The sequence below is a fragment of the Staphylococcus sp. MZ3 genome (assembly GCF_018622755.1).
GTDB lineage: Bacteria > Bacillota > Bacilli > Staphylococcales > Staphylococcaceae > Staphylococcus > Staphylococcus aureus.
Map to the genome: position 1 here is coordinate 375181 of NZ_CP076026.1, position 21797 is coordinate 396977.

At 33.4% G+C, this 21797-nt stretch carries 21 protein-coding genes, 1 pseudogene and 1 other annotated feature; of the genes and pseudogenes, 13 read left to right on the forward strand and 9 right to left on the reverse strand.

Annotated elements, in window-relative coordinates:
• The first annotated feature begins 23 nt into the window (after positions 1 to 23).
• Together KI230_RS01675 and KI230_RS01680 are read left to right on the forward strand one after the other, a co-directional pair.
• The gene (locus KI230_RS01675; protein ID WP_000209548.1) at positions 24 to 866 is read left to right on the forward strand and encodes an ABC transporter ATP-binding protein; all 843 of its coding nucleotides are present in this window, start codon (positions 24 to 26) and stop codon (positions 864 to 866) included.
• Positions 866 to 1495, forward strand: coding sequence for an ABC-2 transporter permease (locus KI230_RS01680; protein WP_045177537.1), 630 nt, complete (start codon positions 866 to 868; stop codon positions 1493 to 1495). The genes KI230_RS01675 and KI230_RS01680 overlap by 1 nt, the downstream gene beginning before the upstream one ends.
• Positions 1496 to 1878: 383 nt before the next feature.
• Here the strand turns inward: KI230_RS01680 and KI230_RS01685 are convergent, their stop codons facing one another.
• A complete protein-coding gene (locus KI230_RS01685) occupies positions 1879 to 3012 on the reverse strand; it encodes a low temperature requirement protein A (RefSeq protein WP_214958304.1) in 1134 nt (377 codons plus the stop codon).
• Positions 3013 to 3550: 538 nt separating this feature from the next.
• Here KI230_RS01685 and KI230_RS01690 point away from each other — a divergent pair.
• Positions 3551 to 4732: an acetyl-CoA C-acetyltransferase gene (locus KI230_RS01690; protein WP_000199071.1), complete on the forward strand. Its 1182-nt coding sequence runs from the start codon at positions 3551 to 3553 to the stop codon at positions 4730 to 4732.
• Positions 4733 to 4814: 82 nt separating this feature from the next.
• On the opposite strand, the gene KI230_RS01695 is transcribed toward KI230_RS01690, so the two are convergent.
• From KI230_RS01695 to KI230_RS01715, 5 genes are read right to left on the reverse strand one after another with little or no spacing between them, the layout of a single operon-like run.
• On the reverse strand, positions 4815 to 5567 hold the full coding sequence (locus tag KI230_RS01695; protein WP_000195907.1) for a cyclase family protein: 753 nt from the start codon (positions 5565 to 5567) through the stop codon (positions 4815 to 4817).
• A 42-nt stretch (positions 5568 to 5609) separates the two neighbouring features.
• A complete protein-coding gene (gene metE, locus KI230_RS01700) occupies positions 5610 to 7838 on the reverse strand; it encodes a 5-methyltetrahydropteroyltriglutamate--homocysteine S-methyltransferase (protein WP_000207619.1) in 2229 nt (742 codons plus the stop codon).
• Entirely contained in the window at positions 7835 to 9676 is a 1842-nt protein-coding gene (locus KI230_RS01705) for a bifunctional homocysteine S-methyltransferase/methylenetetrahydrofolate reductase (RefSeq protein ID WP_045177543.1), read from the reverse strand. Before KI230_RS01705 ends, metE begins: the two co-directional genes overlap by 4 nt.
• Positions 9645 to 10805, reverse strand: coding sequence for a cystathionine beta-lyase MetC (gene metC / locus KI230_RS01710; RefSeq protein WP_000175846.1), 1161 nt, complete (start codon positions 10803 to 10805; stop codon positions 9645 to 9647). Before metC ends, KI230_RS01705 begins: the two co-directional genes overlap by 32 nt.
• Positions 10802 to 11905 carry an aminotransferase class I/II-fold pyridoxal phosphate-dependent enzyme gene (locus tag KI230_RS01715; RefSeq protein ID WP_000655703.1) on the reverse strand — a complete coding sequence of 368 codons (1104 nt, stop codon included), beginning with the start codon at positions 11903 to 11905 and terminating at the stop codon, positions 10802 to 10804. The genes metC and KI230_RS01715 overlap by 4 nt, the downstream gene beginning before the upstream one ends.
• Positions 11906 to 11970: 65 nt before the next feature.
• Positions 11971 to 12340 (reverse strand) — a binding site (T-box leader).
• 228 nt (positions 12341 to 12568) lie between these two features.
• Between KI230_RS01715 and KI230_RS01720 the strand changes: the two genes are divergently transcribed.
• The 4 genes from KI230_RS01720 (at position 12569) to ychF (ending at position 15794) form a co-directional block, all read left to right on the forward strand.
• Positions 12569 to 13414 carry a ParB/RepB/Spo0J family partition protein gene (locus tag KI230_RS01720; protein ID WP_001566903.1) on the forward strand — a complete coding sequence of 282 codons (846 nt, stop codon included), beginning with the start codon at positions 12569 to 12571 and terminating at the stop codon, positions 13412 to 13414.
• A 156-nt stretch (positions 13415 to 13570) separates the two neighbouring features.
• A complete protein-coding gene (locus KI230_RS01725) occupies positions 13571 to 14452 on the forward strand; it encodes a mechanosensitive ion channel family protein (protein WP_001077602.1) in 882 nt (293 codons plus the stop codon).
• Between the two features lie 29 nt (positions 14453 to 14481).
• The gene (locus KI230_RS01730; protein ID WP_000157345.1) at positions 14482 to 14685 is read left to right on the forward strand and encodes a DUF951 domain-containing protein; all 204 of its coding nucleotides are present in this window, start codon (positions 14482 to 14484) and stop codon (positions 14683 to 14685) included.
• Between the two features lie 11 nt (positions 14686 to 14696).
• Positions 14697 to 15794: a redox-regulated ATPase YchF gene (gene ychF, locus KI230_RS01735; protein WP_001218732.1), complete on the forward strand. Its 1098-nt coding sequence runs from the start codon at positions 14697 to 14699 to the stop codon at positions 15792 to 15794.
• 85 nt (positions 15795 to 15879) lie between these two features.
• Here ychF and KI230_RS01740 read toward each other — a convergent pair whose 3' ends face one another.
• Positions 15880 to 16071 (reverse strand): hypothetical protein, encoded by a 192-nt coding sequence (locus tag KI230_RS01740; RefSeq protein ID WP_001052483.1) that lies wholly within the window; start codon positions 16069 to 16071, stop codon positions 15880 to 15882.
• 243 nt (positions 16072 to 16314) lie between these two features.
• On the opposite strand from KI230_RS01740, the gene rpsF reads away from it, so the two are divergent.
• Genes rpsF through rpsR form a run of 3 tightly spaced genes read left to right on the forward strand, consistent with a single transcriptional unit; the run spans position 16315 to position 17429 of the window.
• A complete protein-coding gene (rpsF, locus tag KI230_RS01745; RefSeq protein ID WP_001261460.1) occupies positions 16315 to 16611 on the forward strand; it encodes a 30S ribosomal protein S6 in 297 nt (98 codons plus the stop codon).
• Between the two features lie 20 nt (positions 16612 to 16631).
• Positions 16632 to 17135: a single-stranded DNA-binding protein gene (gene ssb / locus KI230_RS01750; RefSeq protein ID WP_000934799.1), complete on the forward strand. Its 504-nt coding sequence runs from the start codon at positions 16632 to 16634 to the stop codon at positions 17133 to 17135.
• Positions 17136 to 17186: 51 nt separating this feature from the next.
• Positions 17187 to 17429, forward strand: coding sequence for a 30S ribosomal protein S18 (gene rpsR, locus KI230_RS01755; protein ID WP_000897044.1), 243 nt, complete (start codon positions 17187 to 17189; stop codon positions 17427 to 17429).
• A 234-nt stretch (positions 17430 to 17663) separates the two neighbouring features.
• Here rpsR and KI230_RS01760 read toward each other — a convergent pair whose 3' ends face one another.
• Complete coding sequence (locus KI230_RS01760; RefSeq protein ID WP_001080634.1) at positions 17664 to 18671, reverse strand: Abi family protein; 1008 nt, start codon at positions 18669 to 18671, stop codon at positions 17664 to 17666.
• Positions 18672 to 18688: 17 nt separating this feature from the next.
• Positions 18689 to 19379, reverse strand: a pseudogene (locus KI230_RS01765) (tyrosine-type recombinase/integrase); the annotation flags it as partial.
• Between the two features lie 205 nt (positions 19380 to 19584).
• Here KI230_RS01765 and selX point away from each other — a divergent pair.
• The 3 genes from selX to KI230_RS01780 all read left to right on the forward strand — a co-directional run bounded on the left by selX (position 19585) and on the right by KI230_RS01780 (position 21686).
• The gene (selX, locus tag KI230_RS01770; protein WP_045177550.1) at positions 19585 to 20196 is read left to right on the forward strand and encodes a staphylococcal enterotoxin-like toxin X; all 612 of its coding nucleotides are present in this window, start codon (positions 19585 to 19587) and stop codon (positions 20194 to 20196) included.
• A gap of 368 nt (positions 20197 to 20564) precedes the next feature.
• Positions 20565 to 20933 carry a YxeA family protein gene (locus KI230_RS01775; protein WP_000849175.1) on the forward strand — a complete coding sequence of 123 codons (369 nt, stop codon included), beginning with the start codon at positions 20565 to 20567 and terminating at the stop codon, positions 20931 to 20933.
• Positions 20934 to 21113: 180 nt separating this feature from the next.
• Positions 21114 to 21686 (forward strand): PepSY domain-containing protein, encoded by a 573-nt coding sequence (locus KI230_RS01780; RefSeq protein ID WP_000769720.1) that lies wholly within the window; start codon positions 21114 to 21116, stop codon positions 21684 to 21686.
• Positions 21687 to 21797: the final 111 nt, after the last annotated feature.

Below are 21797 nucleotides of genomic sequence, written 5' to 3' on the forward strand. Positions count from 1 at the left end.
ATTAAACAAAGAGGAGCATGGATATGACAACATTGTTAAACGTAGATCGTGTGAACAAACAATACAAAGATTCGGATTTTAAATTACAAGATGCATCTTTAACGATTGCTACTAATGAGACAGTAGGATTAATCGGGAAAAATGGCTCGGGTAAATCGACATTAATTAATATTTTAGTAGGCAATCGACTTAAAGATAACGGTAGTATTGCATTTTTTGGAGAAGAACATGCTATGGATGATGTAGAATATAAAGAACACATAGGTGTTGTGTTTGATGATCTGAGAGTACCTAATAAATTGACTATTAAAGATATTGATAAAGTATTTCAATCTATTTATACGACTTGGAATAGTCAAAAATTCTTTGATTTAATCAAATATTTCGAGTTGCCACTACAAACTAAAATTAAAACTTTTTCAAGAGGAATGCGAATGAAGATAGCTTTAACGATTGCGCTTTCTCATGATGTGAAGTTACTAATCTTAGATGAAGCAACTGCGGGTATGGATGTTTCTGGACGAGAAGAAGTAATGGAACTATTAGAAGATTTTGTCACACAAGGTGGAGGTATCTTAATATCATCGCATATTTCTGAAGATATTGAACATTTAGCGGACAAATTAGTGTTTATGAAAGATGGACGAATGGTTTTAACTGAACAGAAAGATATACTGTTAGCACAATATGGAATTGTTACGACAGAAGATAAAGATGTTGAAATTCCTAAGCATTTAATCATTGCTTCTAGATTGTCAAAGGGGAAACATCAAATTTTAGTTAAAGATTATGCAGAAATTGAAAATGCAGAGCCTTTAAAACACATTGATGACGCTACAAAAATCATAATGCGAGGTGAAGTATAATGAAAGGTATGTTCCTAAGTAGTTTTTATGCAACGAGAAAGCAAACATATATTTATTTTATAGTCGCTATCATAGCTGCGGGATACTTTTCGGTATTTAGTCCGTTGATGAGTTCTGCAATGGCTGGGGTTATGTTAATCACACCCATTACTGATAATATTAAACATGAAAAAGACTCAAGATGGATGTATTATGTATCTACTTTACCGGTTAAACGTAATGATTATATTAAGTCATACTTTGCCTTTTATTTAATCTTATTCGGTGCAAGTTTAATGATTGGATTAGTTGTGACTACAATCGTGACCCAAAGTGTGATGATTGGTATTATGTCAGGTTTAATGAGTTTTGGTATCATAGGGGCATACTCTATCATTTTCCCATTGACATTTAAATTTGGCGCTGAAAACTCCAATGTCATTATGATATGTGCATTTATACTACTACTTATTTCTTTCGTGGTCTTTTTCTTTATATATGGTATGGTTAGTGGTGCATCTGCATTAGAATTTGAAAAAATTAGCACTGAAGGATGGCTAGTTGTCATAGCATATGCGGTCATTGGTATAGTTATAACGAGCGTTTCTTATATATTGTCTATTAAAATTTTTAACAAACAAGAACTATAATCAATATTCTTGGTGTGAAGCTAGTCCTTGAAATAATATTTAGAGCAGGTGATAAATCAATACGATTATCATCTGCTCTTTTTGGTGTGGAATGAAATGCAGGGTGATAAGTATAGGTGACATATCTAGATTGATTCATTTGTTTTGAGGTGGTTATGTTGTGTGGGAATTATTTCCTTTTATAGTGAGGATTAACGTGTATATATTATTTAGTATGTTGCTGAAATTTATTTGTGTGTATCAATTGATGATGGTATATGCCAATGATTTCCTTGGAAATATTTAAAAACCTCGATCATGTAGCATAACTGAATCCAAAAGTATAATGTGAAGTTCGACACTTTTGGATTCAGTTCAAATACTTTGACCGAGGTGAATACTATTTATTCATTTTTATTACGTAGACGTTGATTTTTAAAATAAATCAGCATGATGCAGAAAGTCGCAACGGATACCGAGATAATCATTACTTGGTCATGCCCTTTAAAGATAAGGCTGATGATATATGATACTACAAGTATGCCAAGTGAAGAAGAAATATATTTTGCGTTTGTCAGTTCATTATGGAAATAAGGGGTGATTAACCATAATCCAATATAGAATATTAAAACACTGATATACATCATATTAATTTCAAACAAGTCATTTAGTTTATTGTTATTACTAAAAACAATTGCAGCATTAATCACACCTAAAGCGATATTGATTAATATATGCGTATACGATAAACGGAAACCGATAGATGACAATTTATGATTAATGTAATTTTCAGTAATGATCCAATATACACCGAAAAGACTAATTAAAATCATAAATTGGAATATATAAATGTAACTAAAATAATCAATGCTAAATGATGACGAAGCTAAACCAACCAGTACCTCGCCAAAGATAATAATTGTTAGTAACGAAAAACGTTCTACTAAATGCATCATATTAACAGGTGATAATACAAGATATTTCTGAAATGGAATAAGTCCTGTCGCTGCAATGAATACGCCTAAAAATCCAGGGATGTAATGGATACTTTGTGGTAGTACTAATGATAGAAATGATAAAAATGAAATCACAAAGGCTACGCTCGCAAAAGCTTGACATGTACGCTTATCGCCATAATCTAACCCTGTACGTATATGTAATAAATACTGTAATCCGATACTTAAATACATAATTGCCACGCATAAGAAGAATGGGAAGAATGTCTTTTCAAAGTCCGGATATAGGCTGTTAGATAGGAAGACCATGATGAACATATTAAACATCATAAACGAGACGTCTTTGAATGTAACTTGACCAAATCGATTTGTAAAAAATGTTTGATGAGACCACATTAACCATAAGAACAAACTCATGACGATGTATTTGAAAAATAAATCAGCTGAAATGGAACCATTTTGTGTTGTTAAAATCACATGTGCAATTTTTTGAATGGCATAGACGAAAATTAAATCAAAGAACAACTCATGGAATCCTGCACGCTTTTCAGCTAAATGTTTTGGTGTTAATGCATTAACCATAAAATTTTAACTCCTTTAAGATGTGTAATTAATTTACTAAGTATACTATTTATTTTTTCTAGTGAATAGGGGCAGATTTGGCGATGAAGTGGAAGGAGAGGTGACTGCAAGGTAATTGTGGAATTAACAATCATCAGCGATTTAATATTTGACTGGAGACGTAATGGTAAGAAAAAGTTGATGAGAAATTGATGGTGAAACCAGCTGTGAATAGCGATGCAATGATAGATAGCATTTAATTAGAGTCATTACGCGAAATGATTAATGATAATTTGTGGTAAATCAAAGCATAATTTTGTACTATAGATGAGGATGATAGAGCATATTTAAGAGTGTGAAATGTTAAAGTGAAACCGTTTACGTTTCCGATTGCCCAAACAAATTACATCATTGTATAATATGATTTGTTAAATGCATAACAAGAATGAAAATGTAACATACGTAGCAATTGGTTTCATAAATTGGATGTTAGTGGCGTATTGGTTCATTAGACGTATTAGTAATAAAATTGTATATATCATAAGGAGATGAATATGACATGACGAGAGTCGTATTAGCAGCAGCATACAGGACACCTATTGGCGTTTTTGGAGGTGCGTTTAAAGACGTGCCAGCCTATGATTTAGGTGCGACTTTAATAGAACATATTATTAAAGAGACGGGTTTGAATCCAAGTGAGATTGATGAAGTTATCATCGGTAACGTACTACAAGCAGGACAAGGACAAAATCCAGCACGAATTGCTGCTATGAAAGGTGGCTTGCCAGAAACAGTACCTGCATTTACGGTGAATAAAGTATGTGGTTCTGGGTTAAAGTCGATTCAATTAGCATATCAATCTATTGTGACTGGTGAAAATGACATCGTGCTAGCTGGCGGTATGGAGAATATGTCTCAATCACCAATGCTTGTCAACAACAGTCGCTTTGGTTTTAAAATGGGACATCAATCAATGGTTGATAGCATGGTATATGATGGTTTAACAGATGTATTTAATCAATATCATATGGGTATTACTGCTGAAAATTTAGTAGAGCAATATGGTATTTCAAGAGAAGAACAAGATACATTTGCTGTAAACTCACAACAAAAAGCAGTACGTGCACAGCAAAATGGTGAATTTGATAGTGAAATAGTTCCAGTATCGATTCCTCAACGTAAAGGTGAACCAATCGTAGTCACTAAGGATGAAGGTGTACGTGAAAATGTATCAGTCGAAAAATTAAGTCGATTAAGACCAGCTTTCAAAAAAGACGGTACAGTTACAGCAGGTAATGCATCAGGAATCAATGATGGTGCTGCGATGATGTTAGTCATGTCAGAAGACAAAGCTAAAGAATTAAATATCGAACCATTGGCAGTGCTTGATGGCTTTGGAACTCATGGTGTAGATCCTTCTATTATGGGTATTGCACCAGTTGGCGCTGTAGAAAAGGCTTTGAAACGTAGTAAAAAAGAATTAAGCGATATTGATGTATTTGAATTAAATGAAGCATTTGCAGCACAATCATTAGCTGTTGATCGTGAATTAAAATTACCTCCTGAAAAGGTGAATGTTAAAGGTGGCGCTATTGCATTAGGACACCCTATTGGTGCATCTGGTGCTAGAGTATTAGTGACATTATTGCATCAACTGAATGATGAAGTTGAAACTGGTTTAACATCATTGTGTATTGGTGGCGGTCAAGCTATCGCTGCAGTTGTATCAAAATATAAATAATAAGAAAACAGGTTATCACAACAGTATTAATTACATGTTGGCATAACCTGTTTTTATTTGTTTATGGATTTATTGGGTAATATTAGTCATTTGATGGTTTAATTGCAAATGCTCTAACAGGGAACCCAGGTGCATCTTTTGGTTTAGGGCTGATAGCGTAAATGATGGCGCCACGAGTTGGTAATTGATCTAAATTAGTTAATAACTCGACTTGGTATTTATCCTGACCAAGAATATAACGTTCGCCAACTAAATCGCCATTTTTTACAACGTCCACAGATGCATCGGTATCGAATGTTTCATGACCAACAGCTTCAACACGGCGTTCTTCAATTAAGTACTTCAAAGCATCTAATCCCCAACCCGGTGCATGTTGTTGTCCGTTCGCATCTTTGTTTTCAAACTTTTCAATATTAGGCCAACGTTTTGACCAATCGGTACGAAGTGCAACAAAAGTGCCAGGTTCAATAGTACCATGCTCTTTTTCCCATGCTTCTATATGCGCACGTGTTACGATGAAATCATTGTTGTTCGCTACTTCTGTTGAAAAGTCTAATACAATTAACGGCAATACCAATTCTTTTAAATCAATGTCTTCTAAATAACGTTTATTCTCGACAAAGTGAATTGGTGCATCAATGTGAGTACCATATTGCGTTACAATATTCCAACGTTGCACATAGAAACCATGATCTTTAACCGTGAATAAAGTTGAAACTTCGCCTTTTTCAAACTCACTAAAACGTGGTATTTCCGGATCAAATGTATGCGTTAAATCAACCCAAGTTGCTTGTTTTAAAGTATTTAATTGTTGCCATAAAGGATATTGTGTCATAAAATCACCCGTTTTTAGTTTATTATATGATAAATGCTGCGATTATTCTTGGCGTTTAGCTTTAACAGCATTCACAAGCACAGTCAATGCATCTTTAACTTCTTCTTCTTTTCGCGTTTTCAAACCACAGTCAGGGTTTACCCAGAATAATGAGCGGTCGATTTGTTGTAGTGAACGATTGATTGCTGTAGTAATTTCTTCTTTTGTTGGAATACGTGGACTATGAATATCATATACACCTAGACCAATACCTAAATCATAATTAATATCTTCAAAGTCTTTAATTAAATCACCATGGCTACGAGATGTTTCAATTGAAATAACATCAGCATCTAAGTCATGAATAGCATGAATGATTTGACCGAATTGAGAATAACACATATGTGTATGGATTTGAGTTTCATCACGAACTGAAGACGTTGCAAGTTTAAATGATAAAACAGCATCTTTAAGATATTGTTCGTGATATTCAGAGCGTAATGGTAAGCCTTCACGTAATGCAGGTTCGTCAACTTGGATAACTTTGATTCCTGCAGCTTCAAGTGCTAATACTTCTTCGTTGATTGCTAAAGCAATTTGATCTTGAACGACTTTACGTGGTAAATCAACACGTTCAAATGACCAGTTTAGAATTGTTACAGGTCCAGTTAACATACCTTTAACTGGTTTATCTGTTAAGCTTTGTGCATAAACTGTTTCATCAACAGTTAAAGGCGCTGTCCATTTTACATCACCATAAATGATTGGTGGTTTTACGGCACGTGAACCATATGATTGCACCCAACCGAATTTAGTTACTAAGAAACCTTGTAATTTTTCTCCGAAGAATTCAACCATGTCATTACGTTCAAATTCACCGTGAACTAATACATCTAAGCCGATGTCTTCTTGAATTTTAATCCATCGAGCAATTTCATTTTTTAAGAATGTTTCATATGCTTCGTCTGTAATGCGTTTGTTCTTCCAATCTGCACGGTATTTTCGAACTTCTCGGCTTTGCGGGAATGATCCAATAGTTGTTGTTGGTAAATCCGGTAAGTTCAAACGTTTTTGTTGTTGTTCAATACGTTGCGCGAATGGTGATTGTCTTGAAGTACGCACGCTTTCGAAATCATAATCTAAGTTTTTGAATGATTGATTTTGGAAACGCTCATAACGTGCTTTTAATTTATCATATTTAACACTATCGTTTTGATTAAATAGGCGACGCAATGCATCTAATTCGTCTAATTTTTCAGTTGCAAAGCTTAAGCCTTCGCCAACACTTGTATCTAATGTTTCATCATCTAAAGATACTGGAACATGTAATAATGAAGATGATGGTTGAATGACAAGTTCATTAGTGTGTGCTAACAATTTATCGATTAAGACTTTTTTAGCTTCAATGTCACTTGCCCATACATTACGACCATCAATAATTCCAGCGTATAATGTTTTTGATTTATCAAAATCTCCAGCTTCAATTTGTTTAAGGTTATAGCCATTATCATGGACAAAGTCTAAACCTAAACCACCAACAGGTAAAGAACTTAAGAATTTAAGATGTGCACGTTCGAAGTATGTTTGAATGACTAATTTTTTAGCAACACCAGCTTTTTCGAAATAGTCATAAGCTTCACGTGTAATATTTTCATAGCTTTCACTGTCGTCTGTAACTAAGATTGGCTCATCAACTTGAATGTACTCAGCACCTGCATCAATTAATGATTCAAACACTTCTTTATAAAGTGGTAATAACGTTTTAACTTTTTCTTCAAAAGTTTGGTGACCGCCTTTTGATAATTTAACAAAAGTAATCGGACCAACAATGACAGGGTGAGCGTTAACGTTTAAAGATTGGGCATATTTAAAGCGATCTAATAATACATTGCGACTCACTTTAGGCTCAACATTGTCCCATTCAGGTACGATGTAATGATAGTTAGTGTTAAACCATTTTATAAGTGCACTTGCAACATGGTCTTTATTACCGCGAGCAATATCAAATAATAAATCATCATCAATAGTTCTTCCTTGGAAACGTTCAGGGATGATGTTGAATAATAATGACGTATCTAATATATGGTCATATAAAGAGAAATCACCAACTGGGATGCTATCTAAGTGATAGTACTTTTGTAATAATAAATTTTCTTTATGTAGATCAGTTAATGTTTGATCTAATTCTTCTTTAGAAATCTTCTTTGCCCAATAACTTTCGATGGCTTTTTTCCATTCTCTTTTTCTACCTAATCTTGGGAATCCTAAGTTTGATGTTTTAATTGTTGTCATAATATTGCCTCCTTGTGAGCAGTAATAGATTTTGAGTATGCTGCAAGTTCTAATGAATCTTCGACATTTTGAAACGGTGTGATAATGTATAAACCATTAAAATATTCATGAACAGTATCGATTAAATCCTTTGAAAGCTTAAGACTTAGTTCTCGTGTTTTGGCTTTATCATCTTTAACTGCTTCAAATTGTTGTAAAATTTCATCTGACATCTTGATTCCTGGCACTTCATTATGCAAAAAGAGTGCGTTTTTGTAACTTGCGATAGGCATAATGCCTATGAAAAATGGTTTGTTCAAGTGCTTAGTGGCATGGTAAATTTCAATGATTTTCTCTTTGCTGTACACGGGTTGTGTTATAAAATAAGACATTCCGCTTTCTATCTTTTTCTCTAATCTTTTGACGGCACCATCTAATTTACGAACATTAGGGTTAAAGGCGCCAGCGATGTTGAAGTGTGTACGTTTCTTCAGCGCATCACCGTCAGTGTTAATACCTTGATTAAATCTTAGAGCGAGTTCAGTTAATCCTTTAGAATTAACATCATAGACATTGGTTGCACCTGGTAAGTGACCAACTTTTGAAGGATCACCAGTTATGGCTAATATTTCGTTAACGCCAATGAGCGATAATCCAAGTAAATGGGACTGCAAGCCGATTAAGTTTCGGTCTCGACATGTAATATGTACGAGTGGTTCAATATTGTAATATTGCTTAATTAAGCTAGCAGCAGCAATATTGCTAATTCTGACAGTTGCCAATGAATTATCTGCGAGTGTTACCGCATCTACATTAGCTTTATCAAGTTTAGCGATATTTTCAAAAAATCTATCCGTGTCTAAATGTTTCGGTGTATCCAATTCGATAATAACGGTTGGACGTTCTTGAACCTTAGATGTTAATGATTGTCTAACTTTATTTTGAGATGGATTGAAAAGTGCTTTCGTTGGTATCGGAATCACTTTTTTGTCATTAACAGGTTTAAGTGTCTGAATAGATTCTTTAATAAATTTGATGTGCTCTGGCGTTGTACCACAGCAACCACCAATTAAACGAACACCTTCGTGAATTAAATTTTGAGCAACTTGGCCGAAATATTGTGCATTGTCACTATACTTAAATTCACTATTTTCAATATCTAATAAGCTGGCATTTGGATAGCAAGATAAGTATGCGTGCTCTGGTAATTCAATATGTGTGAAAGACTCTTGCATATGGTGCGGGCCATGATGACAATTGAGTCCCACGATGTTTGCACCACATTGAACGAGTTGTTTTAATCCTTCATTGATTGCCTGACCATTAACTAAGTAATTTGTGTTTGAAGCGGTTAATTGAGCAATGATTGGAATGTCGTATTTCTTTCTCGTTCGTGAAATGACATTTGTTAGCTCTTCTAGGTCGTAATACGTTTCGAAAAGTAGCGCGTCAACGCCTTCTTCAATTAAGGTGTCTATTTGAATTTCAGTATGATAAAGAATAGTTTGTAAGCTGATATCCTCTTGTTTGATACCTCTAAACCCACCAACTGTGCCTAATATATACGTATCTTTATTTGCTGCTTTTTTTGCGATGCGTACGGCGGCTTGATGTATAGCTTTAACTTTATCTTCAAGACCGAATCGTTTTAACTTTTCAAAATTTGCACCATAAGTATTGGTTTGAATGACATCAGCACCAGCTTCGATATATGAACGATGGATACGTTCAACTTTATCTGGATGGCTAAGATTATATGCTTCTGGACAGGTGTCTAATCCTTCAGAGTATAAAATGGTTCCAATAGCGCCATCAGCTACTAAAACATTATCTTTCAATTGTGTGAGGAATTGACTCATTGAATGCCTCCTTTAATGCGTATTTGATGTCTGCAATGAGTTCATCAGGATCTTCGAGACCAACACTTAATCGGAATAGACCGAAAGTGATACCACGTTCTTGTCTCACTTCTTCAGGTAGTGCAGCGTGAGACATTGTTGCTGGATGTGAAAGGATCGTTTCAACACCACCCAGACTCACTGAAACGAGTGGTAATGTCAGTGCATCGACAAATTGTTGTGCTTTAGACTCATCAGCTAAACGAAAGCCAATAACGGCACCGCCATTTTTAGCTTGTTCTAAATGAGCAGTAGTGAGTCCCGGATAATAAACTTCTGAAATTTCATCTTGCTTTATTAAAAATGACACGATTTTTTGAGCGTTTTCGACAGATTGTTTAAATCTGATTGGAAAAGTTTTTAAATGTTTAGCAAGTGTCCAGCTATCCTGAGCAGATAACATATTGCCTGTACCATTTTGTATTAAATAAAGAGCGTCACTAATTGCCTCATTATTAGTTATGACAGCACCAGCAATTAAATCGCTATGTCCACTTAAAAATTTTGTAGCACTATGAATGACAATATCAGCGCCAAGTAATAAAGGTGATTGACCTAACGGTGTCATAAATGTATTGTCCACAGCTACCAGTAGTTCATGCTTTTCGGCTATTTTAGAAACAGCTTTGATATCAGTAATTTTAAAACAGGGATTCGATGGTGTTTCGATATAAATTAATTTTGTGTTTGATTGAATGGCACCCTCGATTTGTTCGAGCTTGGTAGTATCTACGGTTGTAAATTCAATATTAAATCGATTCAAAATTTGCTCAGTGAGGCGAAAAGTACCGCCATATACATCATCGGGTAAGATGACATGATCACCAGATTTGAAAGTCAAAAGTACTGCTGAAATCGCAGCAATACCTGATGCAAAAGCAAAAGCGAATTTCCCCTGTTCTAATCGTGCTAACTTCTCTTCTAAAAGTTCACGGTTAGGGTTGCCACTTCGTGCATAATCATATTTAACATCGCCACCAAGACTTGTTTGATGGAATGTTGAAGAATCATAGAGTGGTGGGTTAGCTGAATGATATTCCACACCTCTACGCCAATCGAATATCACTTCTGTCTCTTTTGAAAGTGTCATACAATCTCTCCAATCTGAGCTTTATCTAATGCTTGGATGATATCGCGTTCGATGTCTTCATAATTTTCAACACCTAGTGATAAGCGGATTAAATACTCATCAATGCCACGTTTATCTTTTTCAGCATCTGGCATATCAACATGTGTTTGGGTGTAAGGGAAGGTCACTAATGTTTCAGTACCTCCTAAACTTTCTGCAAAAATGCAAATGTCTAAATTTTCTAATAATTTAGCGACGCTATAGGCCTTGTTAAGTCTTAAACTAAGCATGCCAGTTTGCCCGCTATATAGTACTTCGTCAATTGCTTGAAGTGACTGACATTTTTTAGCAAGTTTTCTAGCGTTTGATTGCGCACGCTCAATGCGTAAATGCAAAGTTTTAAGTCCACGTAACAACAAATAACTATCTATTGGTGAAAGTGTTGCGCCAGTCATGTTGTGAAAATCAAACAACTGTTGCGCGAGTGATTCATCTTTGACGGTTACGACACCTGCTAGTACATCGTTATGTCCGCCAATATATTTCGTGGCTGAATGTAAGACTATATCAGCACCTTCTGCTAGTGGTGTTGAAAGATAAGGTGTTAAAAAAGTATTGTCGATAATTGACAATAAGCCTTTAGCTTTACAAAGTTGATAGTATGGCTTTACATCAATAGCAATCATTTGTGGGTTAGATATTGGTTCAATGAATAATGCAACTGTTTTATCAGTGATTTCTTTTTCAACTTGTTCATAATCTGTAAAATCAACGTACTTAAATTTGATATTGTATTGTTGCTCATAAAATTCAAATAATCTAAATGTGCCGCCGTATAAATCGAATGAAACTAAAATTTCATCGTGTGGTTTAAATAAATTACATATTAATTGAATGGCTGACATTCCACTTGATGTAGCGAATGATGCAATACCATGTTCGAGTTTGGCAAAACAGGTTTCAAATGTTGAGCGTGTAGGATTTTTAGTACGTGTATAATCAAAACCTGTCGATTGTCCTAGTTTTGGATGCTTGTAGGCAGTAGATAAATGGATTGGATTCGCTATAGCACCGGTTGAATCATCGGTTAATGTGATTTGGGCTAACTGTGTATCCTTCATATTAAGACCCTCCTATAAGAAAAAATAAAAAAAGCTTCCGTCCTTCGTACCCGAATGAATCGGATAAAAAGGACGAAAGCTTATGTTTCGCGGTACCACCTTTATTTGTTATTCCATCGCTGAAATAACCTTATTCAGTACGCATTAAAAGTAAATATGCTTACTGAACAATTATCACAATTAAAGTCAGTAAGTAAGGATATAGTAATGTGCTATCCCATACTTATTAACAAAAAATCGTGCGTAAAGAATCCAGTACGCCATTTAACATCAATGTTAATACTGTATCGCTATAACGGGCGAACCCGTAGACACCTCATATTGGCATCAACACTCCAAGGCCATTTTCAAACACGCTTTCAAAATCTTCTCTCAGCTACTAAAGACTCTCTGTATAAGCAGGGTGTGTTTTACTTTCCTCTTTATTGTGTTTACGTTTCATTAAACTGTTATAAGATATTAATTAGCTTACAGAGTAAAAAAAGATTTGTCAACAATTATTCAGAAAATTTTGATTTAAAAGTTAATTTGTTTGTGAAATTGTAATTGGTATCTTGAAGTTGAAAAATGAATTATTTTTTAAATAAAGTGTGGTTAATGGTTGTCTGACTCATTTAGAATACATAAAATATATTTAACTGTTGTTATCAAATAAAAAGTGATGTGAGTGAATTGTCAAAAAGTGAAGATCAACGTATTACTAAAACAAAAGATGAACAAATTAAGCAAATAGATATATCGGATATCAAACCGAATCCGTATCAGCCCCGAAAAACTTTCGATGAAAATCATTTAAATGATTTGGCAGATTCAATTAAGCAATATGGAATTTTGCAACCAATTGTGCTTAGAAAAACAGTTCAAGGTTATTACATTGTAGTTGGTGAAAGAAGGTTTAGAGCTTCGAAAATTGCTGGTCTAAAATACGTATCAGCGATTATCAAAGATTTAACAGATGAAGATATGATGGAACTGGCGGTCATCGAAAATTTACAACGAGAAGACTTAAATGCGATTGAAGAAGCTGAAAGTTATCAACGTTTGATGACAGATTTGAAAATTACACAACAAGAAGTAGCGAAGCGATTGAGTAAGTCGCGCCCGTATATAGCGAATATGTTGAGGTTATTACATTTGCCGAAAAAGATTGCTGACATGGTAAAAGATGGGCGACTGACAAGTGCACATGGACGAACGTTATTGGCAATTAAAGATGAACAACAAATGCTTAGGTTAGCGAAACGGGTTGTTAAAGAAAAGTGGAGTGTTAGATATTTAGAAAACCATGTTAATGAATTAAAAAATGTTTCGTCAAAGTCGGAAACAGACAAAGTAGATATAACTAAGCCTAAATTTATAAAGCAACAAGAACGACAGTTGCGAGAACAGTATGGTACCAAAGTAGATATATCAATAAAAAAATCGGTTGGTAAAATCTCATTTGAGTTTGATTCACAAGAAGATTTTCTAAGAATAATTGAACAATTAAATCGTAGGTATGGTAAATAGTTACACAATTTTATATAATAACTCTTTGTGCAAGTGTAAATAAATTGTAATCAGTGAACATTTGATTCTAGATATATTGAGACTTTCGTAGGTTGGAAGTATATAAAAATATGAATACAATATTGATATATCATATAGAAGGGAGTAACGCTTATCATGAATCAAGTCATGAATATTATTTCATCTCTATTTGAGCCATTAACAAAAATAGAAACATATGAAAACATTGCAACTAAAATCGCTATGATTGTTATTTATATTATCGTAGCCCTCATAGTTATTAAAATACTGAATAAAATGATTGAACAGGGATTTAAGATTCAAAATAAGAGTAAAAAGAGTAACAAAAAGCGCTCTAAAACTTTAATATCTCTTGTTCAAAATGTAGTGAAGTATATCGTTTGGTTTATAGTTATTACGACGATTTTAAGTAAATTTGGCATTAGTGTTGAAGGTGTTATTGCAAGTGCTGGTGTCGTAGGTTTAGCAGTAGGTTTTGGTGCTCAAACCATTGTTAAAGACGTTATTACTGGATTTTTCATTATATTTGAAAGTCAATTTGATGTAGGTGATTATGTTAAAATAAACAATGGTGGTACGACTGTGGCAGAGGGAACGGTTAAATCAATAGGACTTCGTTCAACACGAATCAATACAATTTCAGGAGAATTAACAATTTTACCAAATAGTAGTATGGGTGAAATAACGAACTACTCAATTACAAATGGTACAGCTATCGTTAAAATTCCAGTGTCTGTCGAAGAAAACATTGATAATGTTGATAAAAAACTAAACAAACTATTTACTTCTTTACGTAGTAAATATTACTTATTTGTTAGTGATCCGGTTGTTATTGGTATTGATGCTATTGAAGATACAAGAGTAATATTGAGAATATCTGCAGAAACAATTCCAGGTGAAGGATTTGCTGGAGCTCGAATTATTCGCAAAGAAGTACAAAAAATGTTTTTACAAGAAGGTATTAAAACACCTCAACCAATTATGACTGCTTATAATCATAGTGAAAACGGTGTTTAGTAGTTTATAATACATGGAGGTCATATTTAATGGCGTCAAAATATGGAATAAATGATATAGTAGAAATGAAAAAACAACATGCGTGTGGAACAAACCGTTTTAAGATTATTAGAATGGGTGCAGACATAAGAATTAAATGTGAAAATTGTCAAAGAAGTATTATGATTCCACGTCAAACGTTTGATAAAAAACTTAAAAAAATCATCGAATCTCATGATGATACACAAAGATAGGAGAATGATTCATGGCTTTAACAGCAGGTATCGTTGGATTGCCAAACGTTGGTAAATCAACATTATTTAATGCAATAACAAAAGCAGGTGCTTTAGCAGCGAACTATCCATTCGCTACGATTGATCCTAATGTAGGGATAGTAGAAGTGCCAGATGCTAGATTACTTAAATTAGAAGAAATGGTTCAACCTAAAAAGACATTGCCGACTACATTTGAATTTACAGATATCGCTGGTATTGTGAAAGGTGCTTCAAAGGGAGAAGGGTTAGGTAATAAATTCTTATCACATATTAGAGAAGTAGATGCGATTTGTCAGGTCGTTCGTGCATTTGATGATGATAACGTAACTCATGTTGCTGGTCGAGTAGACCCTATTGATGATATTGAAGTTATTAATATGGAATTAGTACTAGCGGACTTAGAATCTGTTGAGAAACGTTTGCCTAGAATTGAAAAATTAGCACGTCAAAAAGATAAGACTGCTGAAATGGAAGTACGTATTTTAACAACTATTAAAGAAGCTTTAGAAAATGGTAAACCCGCTCGTAGTATTGACTTTAATGAAGAAGATCAAAAATGGGTGAATCAAGCGCAATTACTGACTTCTAAAAAAATGCTTTATATCGCTAATGTTGGTGAAGATGAAATTGGTGATGATGATAATGATAAAGTAAAAGCGATTCGTGAATATGCAGCGCAAGAAGACTCTGAAGTGATTGTTATTAGTGCAAAAATTGAAGAAGAAATTGCTACATTAGATGATGAAGATAAAGAAATGTTCTTAGAAGATTTAGGTATCGAAGAACCAGGATTAGATCGATTAATTAGAACAACTTATGAATTATTAGGATTATCAACATATTTTACTGCTGGTGTGCAAGAAGTACGTGCTTGGACATTTAAACAAGGTATGACTGCACCTCAATGTGCTGGTATCATTCATACTGATTTTGAACGTGGATTTATCCGTGCCGAAGTAACAAGTTATGACGACTATGTACAATATGGTGGCGAAAGTGGCGCTAAAGAAGCGGGCAGACAACGATTAGAAGGTAAAGAATATATTATGCAAGATGGTGATATCGTTCATTTCAGATTTAATGTATAAACGATAGAGTGAAGTTAATTAAATAGTATATATGGAGAAGAGGCGGAATCAATTGTTCGCCTCTTTTAATTATGCGTATAATTTATTAAAAGAATGGAATAATTTTACTCGCGTTAATAATATCTTGAGTGCTGAAAAATTGTTTGCCTTCGCCAGTATAAGCAGGCTCTAAAACAAGATTAGCCTTTGCACAATAAAGCCATTCAGGATGAATGCCACTATTAAGTATCTCTTGGAATTCTTGAAAATCTTTAGACCAATCAATATTTAAATTCATTCCTTACCACCTCACAACTATTATAGAACACGTGTTCGCTTTTGTGAAGTGTATTTTTAAAAATATCATAGAAAATTTCAAATGAATTAATGTCAAAAATGATATGAAGAGTAGTTTGAATTATTATTGTAAAAAGTAATGGCGCATGATATAATTCTTTATTGTGAGTAATGAAAATTATTCCTTGCTTATCTGTTTTAAGATTGATAAGCCGTATAGACCACAAGGAGGTGCAAATATAAAATGAGAACATATGAAGTTATGTACATCGTACGCCCAAACATTGAGGAAGATGCTAAAAAAGCGTTAGTTGAACGTTTCAACGGCATCTTAGCTACTGAAGGTGCAGAAGTTTTAGAAGCAAAAGACTGGGGTAAACGTCGCCTAGCTTATGAAATCAATGATTTCAAAGATGGCTTCTACAACATCGTACGTGTTAAATCTGATAACAACAAAGCTACTGACGAATTCCAACGTCTAGCTAAAATCAGTGACGATATCATTCGTTACATGGTTATTCGTGAAGACGAAGACAAGTAATAATTAGAGGGGGCGTTTAAATGCTAAATAGAGTTGTATTAGTAGGTCGTTTAACGAAAGATCCGGAATACAGAACCACTCCCTCAGGTGTGAGTGTAGCGACATTCACTCTTGCAGTAAATCGTACGTTCACGAATGCTCAAGGGGAGCGCGAAGCAGATTTTATTAACTGTGTTGTTTTTAGAAGACAAGCAGATAATGTAAATAACTATTTATCTAAAGGTAGTTTAGCTGGTGTAGATGGTCGCTTACAATCCCGTAATTATGAAAATCAAGAAGGTCGTCGTGTGTTTGTTACTGAAGTTGTGTGTGATAGCGTTCAATTCCTTGAACCTAAAAATGCGCAACAAAATGGTGGCCAACGTCAACAAAATGAATTCCAAGATTACGGTCAAGGATTCGGTGGTCAACAATCAGGACAAAACAATTCGTACAATAATTCATCAAACACGAAACAATCTGATAATCCATTTGCAAATGCAAACGGACCGATTGATATAAGTGATGATGACTTACCATTCTAATAAAAATTAACGAAATTAAAGCGAAAAAATTATCAAAGGAGGCACACAATCATGGCAGGTGGACCAAGAAGAGGCGGACGTCGTCGTAAAAAAGTATGCTATTTCACAGCAAATGGTATTACACATATCGACTACAAAGACACTGAATTATTAAAACGTTTTATCTCAGAACGCGGTAAAATTTTACCACGTCGTGTAACTGGTACTTCAGCTAAATATCAACGTATGTTGACTACAGCTATCAAACGTTCTCGTCATATGGCATTATTACCATATGTTAAAGAAGAACAATAATATTTAATATATTATAACCCCCGTAGGCATAGGCTTGCGGGGCTTTTTGTGTTTTGGGATATAGAAAAAGGGCAAAAAAGAGGATGTGAATGTTTTGTGTTCGGAATTTGCACAAAGATATGTTTATATTGCAAAAATAATATGAATTTATATGCATAAAAAAAAGAGGCAACCGTCAGTAACAGTTAACCTCAAGTGCATTCCTCAGATATGCACCGCTATTTATGTATAATATTAATATGTTTTTAGATAAAAATCAAGGTTATTGATAAAGTTCTTTAAACTTCTTAATTTAGGTCTTGCTCGAACACCTATAATTTTATCATAAGTCGACTCGCTTATCTTTGATCGTAAAAAATCAAGGTTTTGTTCGAATTGCTTTATAATTCTTTGGAGTTCTGTTTTAGAATAAGAGAGACCAGAACAAATTAAAATTAATAAAATGAGATAATCAATTATTCTGTCGAAATCTAAATTGTGTATATCCATTTTTACTGCTAAATATTCTTTTAATCTATTACTTGTCTCTCCAGTTTTAAATCTACAGTCATAAAGTACACCATTGTGAGCTATAGCATTTCTTAAGCCTTTCATACAATCAATGATGTCACCTAGTATATCTTTACTTTGATCAAATGCTGGGGAGTATAATTTTAGTTGCTTTTGAGCTTCTATATTCAAATTTTGGGACATGCAACGAGTGAAAAATACCAGATTTCCCAAAGTGAATAATTCAAATACGGCATATAGTGGCACGGTTCTATCTTGATGTATGTAATGATAAATGTAAGGTTTCGAATTACAATGTTCATGGATCATGTCGTAAATATCTCTTCTTAGTCTAGTAGTATTTTTTAAATGTTTTTTATATTTTGAGCTACCGGGACTATAACTTTTATAATATGTTAATGATTTTTGAAATAAACTATCTAAATCAAAGCCAGAGTTTACACAAACTATTTCTAGCAATCTATTTTTAATAGCCGTTTCACAGAACATAACGTGTTTATAGAAAAGGCTTTTAATTTCTGTATCAAAACTGTATAAAGCTTGTAATTCGCTAAATTTTTCAAAATTAAGTTCTTCCTCTTTGTTTAAAAAGAAATTATACCCTTTGAATCCATGAAAATAGCCGATGTTTCGTAACTGGATTTTTTCCGTGCTACCATTTATTTGGATACCTTTATTGTCTCTTATATGTCTCATTAAACCATCAGTAGTTTTAGGTGTTTTTCTGTTCATAGTTTTTAACTCCCCAATCATTCAAATTTATTCATCATATCTTTCGCCATCTGATTAGTAACATGTGTGTATATCTCTAGATTTTTTTTATAATCTGAATGACCTACATGCTCTTGCATTGCTTTTAAGTTAATTCCTAATTGAGCAAGTGTAGATATATGCGAATGATGTAATGTATGCGTTGTTATAGGTTTCTTAATAGGACTAATATCAGCGCCCCCCCTTTAATAATGTGGCTAATTTTGTTCGAGTCGATAGGGCTACCAGCCGTATTTGTGAATATGTACTCTCTATCAATAAACTTATCATTCCAAGCATAAGTGTTCTTAGTAAGTCGATGCTTTGGGTAGTGAGCCCTATGACCTTATAGCTATTACTTCTTTCAGTTGTCTCCTTTACTCCGAATGCTCCCGTCTTTTTTCAGTTTCCCAATTAACTTTACCGTCGATATCTAGCTTTTTATCTTCATAGTTTATATTTACTCTCTTTATTGCAAGTAGCTCACCGATACGCATGTCATTAGCAATTTGAAACTGTACCATAGCTTTTACCATTTTATAATTACGTTTTGTCGTTGGATATTTTTATGCTGAATTAGATAGTCGAAACAATCCAGTAACTCCTTAACTTCATTATCTTCTAAAGTGTTATTATGTTTAGCTAGTAACGCATCACTATAGGGATATCTATTTTATCTATTACACATATAACTTTGAATTGCTTGCTATTTTAAATTAACAAATTTTATTCTCTTAGATTTAGTCCAATTATGTGTAGACGATTTATAGTTATTAAAGACAAAGTGATAGAAAATTAAAGTTAATCAAGAGTTAAGATGAATTTAATTCATGAACACGTCTATTATTTTTATAATTGTAGCAAATAAAGCTTTACATCAAGGAGGTAATTAAATATGTTCAAAAAATATGACTCAAAAAATTCAATCGTATTAAAATCTATTCTATCGCTAGGTATCATCTATGGGGGAACATTTGGAATATATCCAAAAGCAGACGCGTCAACACAAAATTCCTCAAGTGTACAAGATAAACAATTACAAAAAGTTGAAGAAGTACCAAATAATTCAGAAAAAGCTTTGGTTAAAAAACTTTACGATAGATACAGCAAGGATACAATAAATGGAAAATCTAATAAATCTAGGAATTGGGTTTATTCAGAGAGACCTTTAAATGAAAACCAAGTTCGTATACATTTAGAAGGAACATACACAGTTGCTGGCAGACTGTATACACCTAAGAGGAATATTACTCTTAATAAAGAAGTTGTCACTTTAAAAGAATTGGATCATATCATAAGATTTGCTCATATTTCCTATGGCTTGTATATGGGAGAACATTTGCCTAAAGGTAACATCGTCATAAATACAAAAGATGGTGGTAAATATACATTAGAGTCGCATAAAGAGCTACAAAAAGATAGGGAAAATGTAAAAATTAATACAGCCGATATAAAAAATGTAACTTTCAAACTTGTGAAAAGTGTTAATGACATTGAACAAGTTTGAAATTAAGCTAAATTAGTATATATAGTGTTTTATCGCTAATACTTTGAAAGTTAGGTATCTAAAGGTGCCTAGCTTTCTTTGTTATGATTAGCACCATCATATAGAAAATTCTTTAATGACGTTTATGCCGAAATCTACAAAAATAATTTCTCTTTTATGGTTAATCAATATGTTTTTACATTCGACAACCTTAAAATTAACTTCTTTCAATTTCATAATAAAGTCTCTATAAAATAACTTAGTTTAAAAACGATTCGTATCTTTCAGATTCAAATACCATCATTTTCTCCTAATACTTACACTTTAATTACAATTATGTAAGTTGTTTTCAGATACATCCTATTTTATATTTTGTCAGAGGTGATCTTTTGAAAACGATTTTAAAAACAATAACATATCTTGTACTTACTATCATTGGCGCTTATGCTGCTTTATTCATTTTAAAAACAATAGACTCTCATGGTATAACAGATCAATTTAACCCATTAGTAAAGGAAGATGATTCTTATGTTAAAACGACAGAGGTGTCTACTAGAATGGATGATCAACTCCGAAGTTATACTCAAAGTGCTTTTAATAAAGAAGGGAAAGAGACGCAATTAATGTATACTGCTACATTTGATGTTAAACCGCATAGATACTTGAAAATTACACATAAAGGTCGTCATGTAGAAACTTTTGAAGAAGTTGAAAAGGAAGAAGTACCAAAGAAAGCATTAGACAAACTGAGTCGATAATAGCATGCTTATATTACATGGTTCATTTATAAAAGGAGTACGAACGAAAGTAACGCATGACGATTAATTTAAAAATATTTGTAATAATTATGAATAAAATTAAAAACAAGGGGTAATACAATCTATATAGCATATAAGCTTTTGTTATGAGTTTCAAAAATAGGAAGAGAGAGTGATATTATGAAATTAAAATCATTAGCAGTGTTATCAATGTCAGCGGTGGTGCTTACTGCATGTGGCAATGATACTCCAAAAGATGAAACAAAATCAACAGAGTCAAATACTAATCAAGACACTAATACAACAAAAGATGTTATTGCATTAAAAGATGTTAAAACAAGCCCAGAAGATGCTGTGAAAAAAGCTGAAGAAACTTACAAAGGCCAAAAGTTGAAAGGAATTTCATTTGAAAATTCTAATGGTGAATGGGCTTATAAAGTGACGCAACAAAAATCTGGTGAAGAGTCAGAAGTACTTGTTGCTGATAAAAATAAAAAAGTGATTAATAAAAAGACTGAAAAAGAAGATACAATGAATGAAAATGATAACTTTAAATATAGCGATGCTATAGATTACAAAAAAGCCATTAAAGAAGGACAAAAAGAATTTGATGGTGATATTAAAGAATGGTCACTTGAAAAAGATGATGGCAAACTTGTTTACAATATCGATTTGAAAAAAGGTAATAAAAAACAAGAAGTTACTGTTGATGCTAAGAACGGTAAAGTATTAAAGAGTGAGCAAGATCACTAAAAAGATTCGTTGCATTAACGCTTGTAAAATGTCTTAATTCATATTAATTATTAAAATACCCTCACAACGTAATGTAATATATCCAGTATAGATTTGAAAGGATATATGCCA

Coding starts and splice junctions, on each gene's coding strand:
- KI230_RS01730 (WP_000157345.1), top strand. CDS start 14,482: ATGGCGTCAAAATATGGAATAAATGATATAGTAGAAATGAAAAAACAA.
- KI230_RS01740 (WP_001052483.1), bottom strand. CDS start 16,071: ATGAATTTAAATATTGATTGGTCTAAAGATTTTCAAGAATTCCAAGAG.
- ssb (WP_000934799.1), top strand. CDS start 16,632: ATGCTAAATAGAGTTGTATTAGTAGGTCGTTTAACGAAAGATCCGGAA.
- selX (WP_045177550.1), top strand. CDS start 19,585: ATGTTCAAAAAATATGACTCAAAAAATTCAATCGTATTAAAATCTATT.
- KI230_RS01690 (WP_000199071.1), top strand. CDS start 3,551: ATGACGAGAGTCGTATTAGCAGCAGCATACAGGACACCTATTGGCGTT.
- KI230_RS01760 (WP_001080634.1), bottom strand. CDS start 18,671: ATGAACAGAAAAACACCTAAAACTACTGATGGTTTAATGAGACATATA.
- KI230_RS01705 (WP_045177543.1), bottom strand. CDS start 9,676: ATGAGTCAATTCCTCACACAATTGAAAGATAATGTTTTAGTAGCTGAT.
- rpsF (WP_001261460.1), top strand. CDS start 16,315: ATGAGAACATATGAAGTTATGTACATCGTACGCCCAAACATTGAGGAA.
- metE (WP_000207619.1), bottom strand. CDS start 7,838: ATGACAACAATTAAAACATCAAACTTAGGATTCCCAAGATTAGGTAGA.
- KI230_RS01685 (WP_214958304.1), bottom strand. CDS start 3,012: ATGGTTAATGCATTAACACCAAAACATTTAGCTGAAAAGCGTGCAGGA.
- rpsR (WP_000897044.1), top strand. CDS start 17,187: ATGGCAGGTGGACCAAGAAGAGGCGGACGTCGTCGTAAAAAAGTATGC.
- KI230_RS01675 (WP_000209548.1), top strand. CDS start 24: ATGACAACATTGTTAAACGTAGATCGTGTGAACAAACAATACAAAGAT.
- metC (WP_000175846.1), bottom strand. CDS start 10,805: ATGACACTTTCAAAAGAGACAGAAGTGATATTCGATTGGCGTAGAGGT.
- KI230_RS01780 (WP_000769720.1), top strand. CDS start 21,114: ATGAAATTAAAATCATTAGCAGTGTTATCAATGTCAGCGGTGGTGCTT.
- KI230_RS01725 (WP_001077602.1), top strand. CDS start 13,571: ATGAATCAAGTCATGAATATTATTTCATCTCTATTTGAGCCATTAACA.
- KI230_RS01680 (WP_045177537.1), top strand. CDS start 866: ATGAAAGGTATGTTCCTAAGTAGTTTTTATGCAACGAGAAAGCAAACA.
- KI230_RS01715 (WP_000655703.1), bottom strand. CDS start 11,905: ATGAAGGATACACAGTTAGCCCAAATCACATTAACCGATGATTCAACC.
- KI230_RS01695 (WP_000195907.1), bottom strand. CDS start 5,567: ATGACACAATATCCTTTATGGCAACAATTAAATACTTTAAAACAAGCA.
- ychF (WP_001218732.1), top strand. CDS start 14,697: ATGGCTTTAACAGCAGGTATCGTTGGATTGCCAAACGTTGGTAAATCA.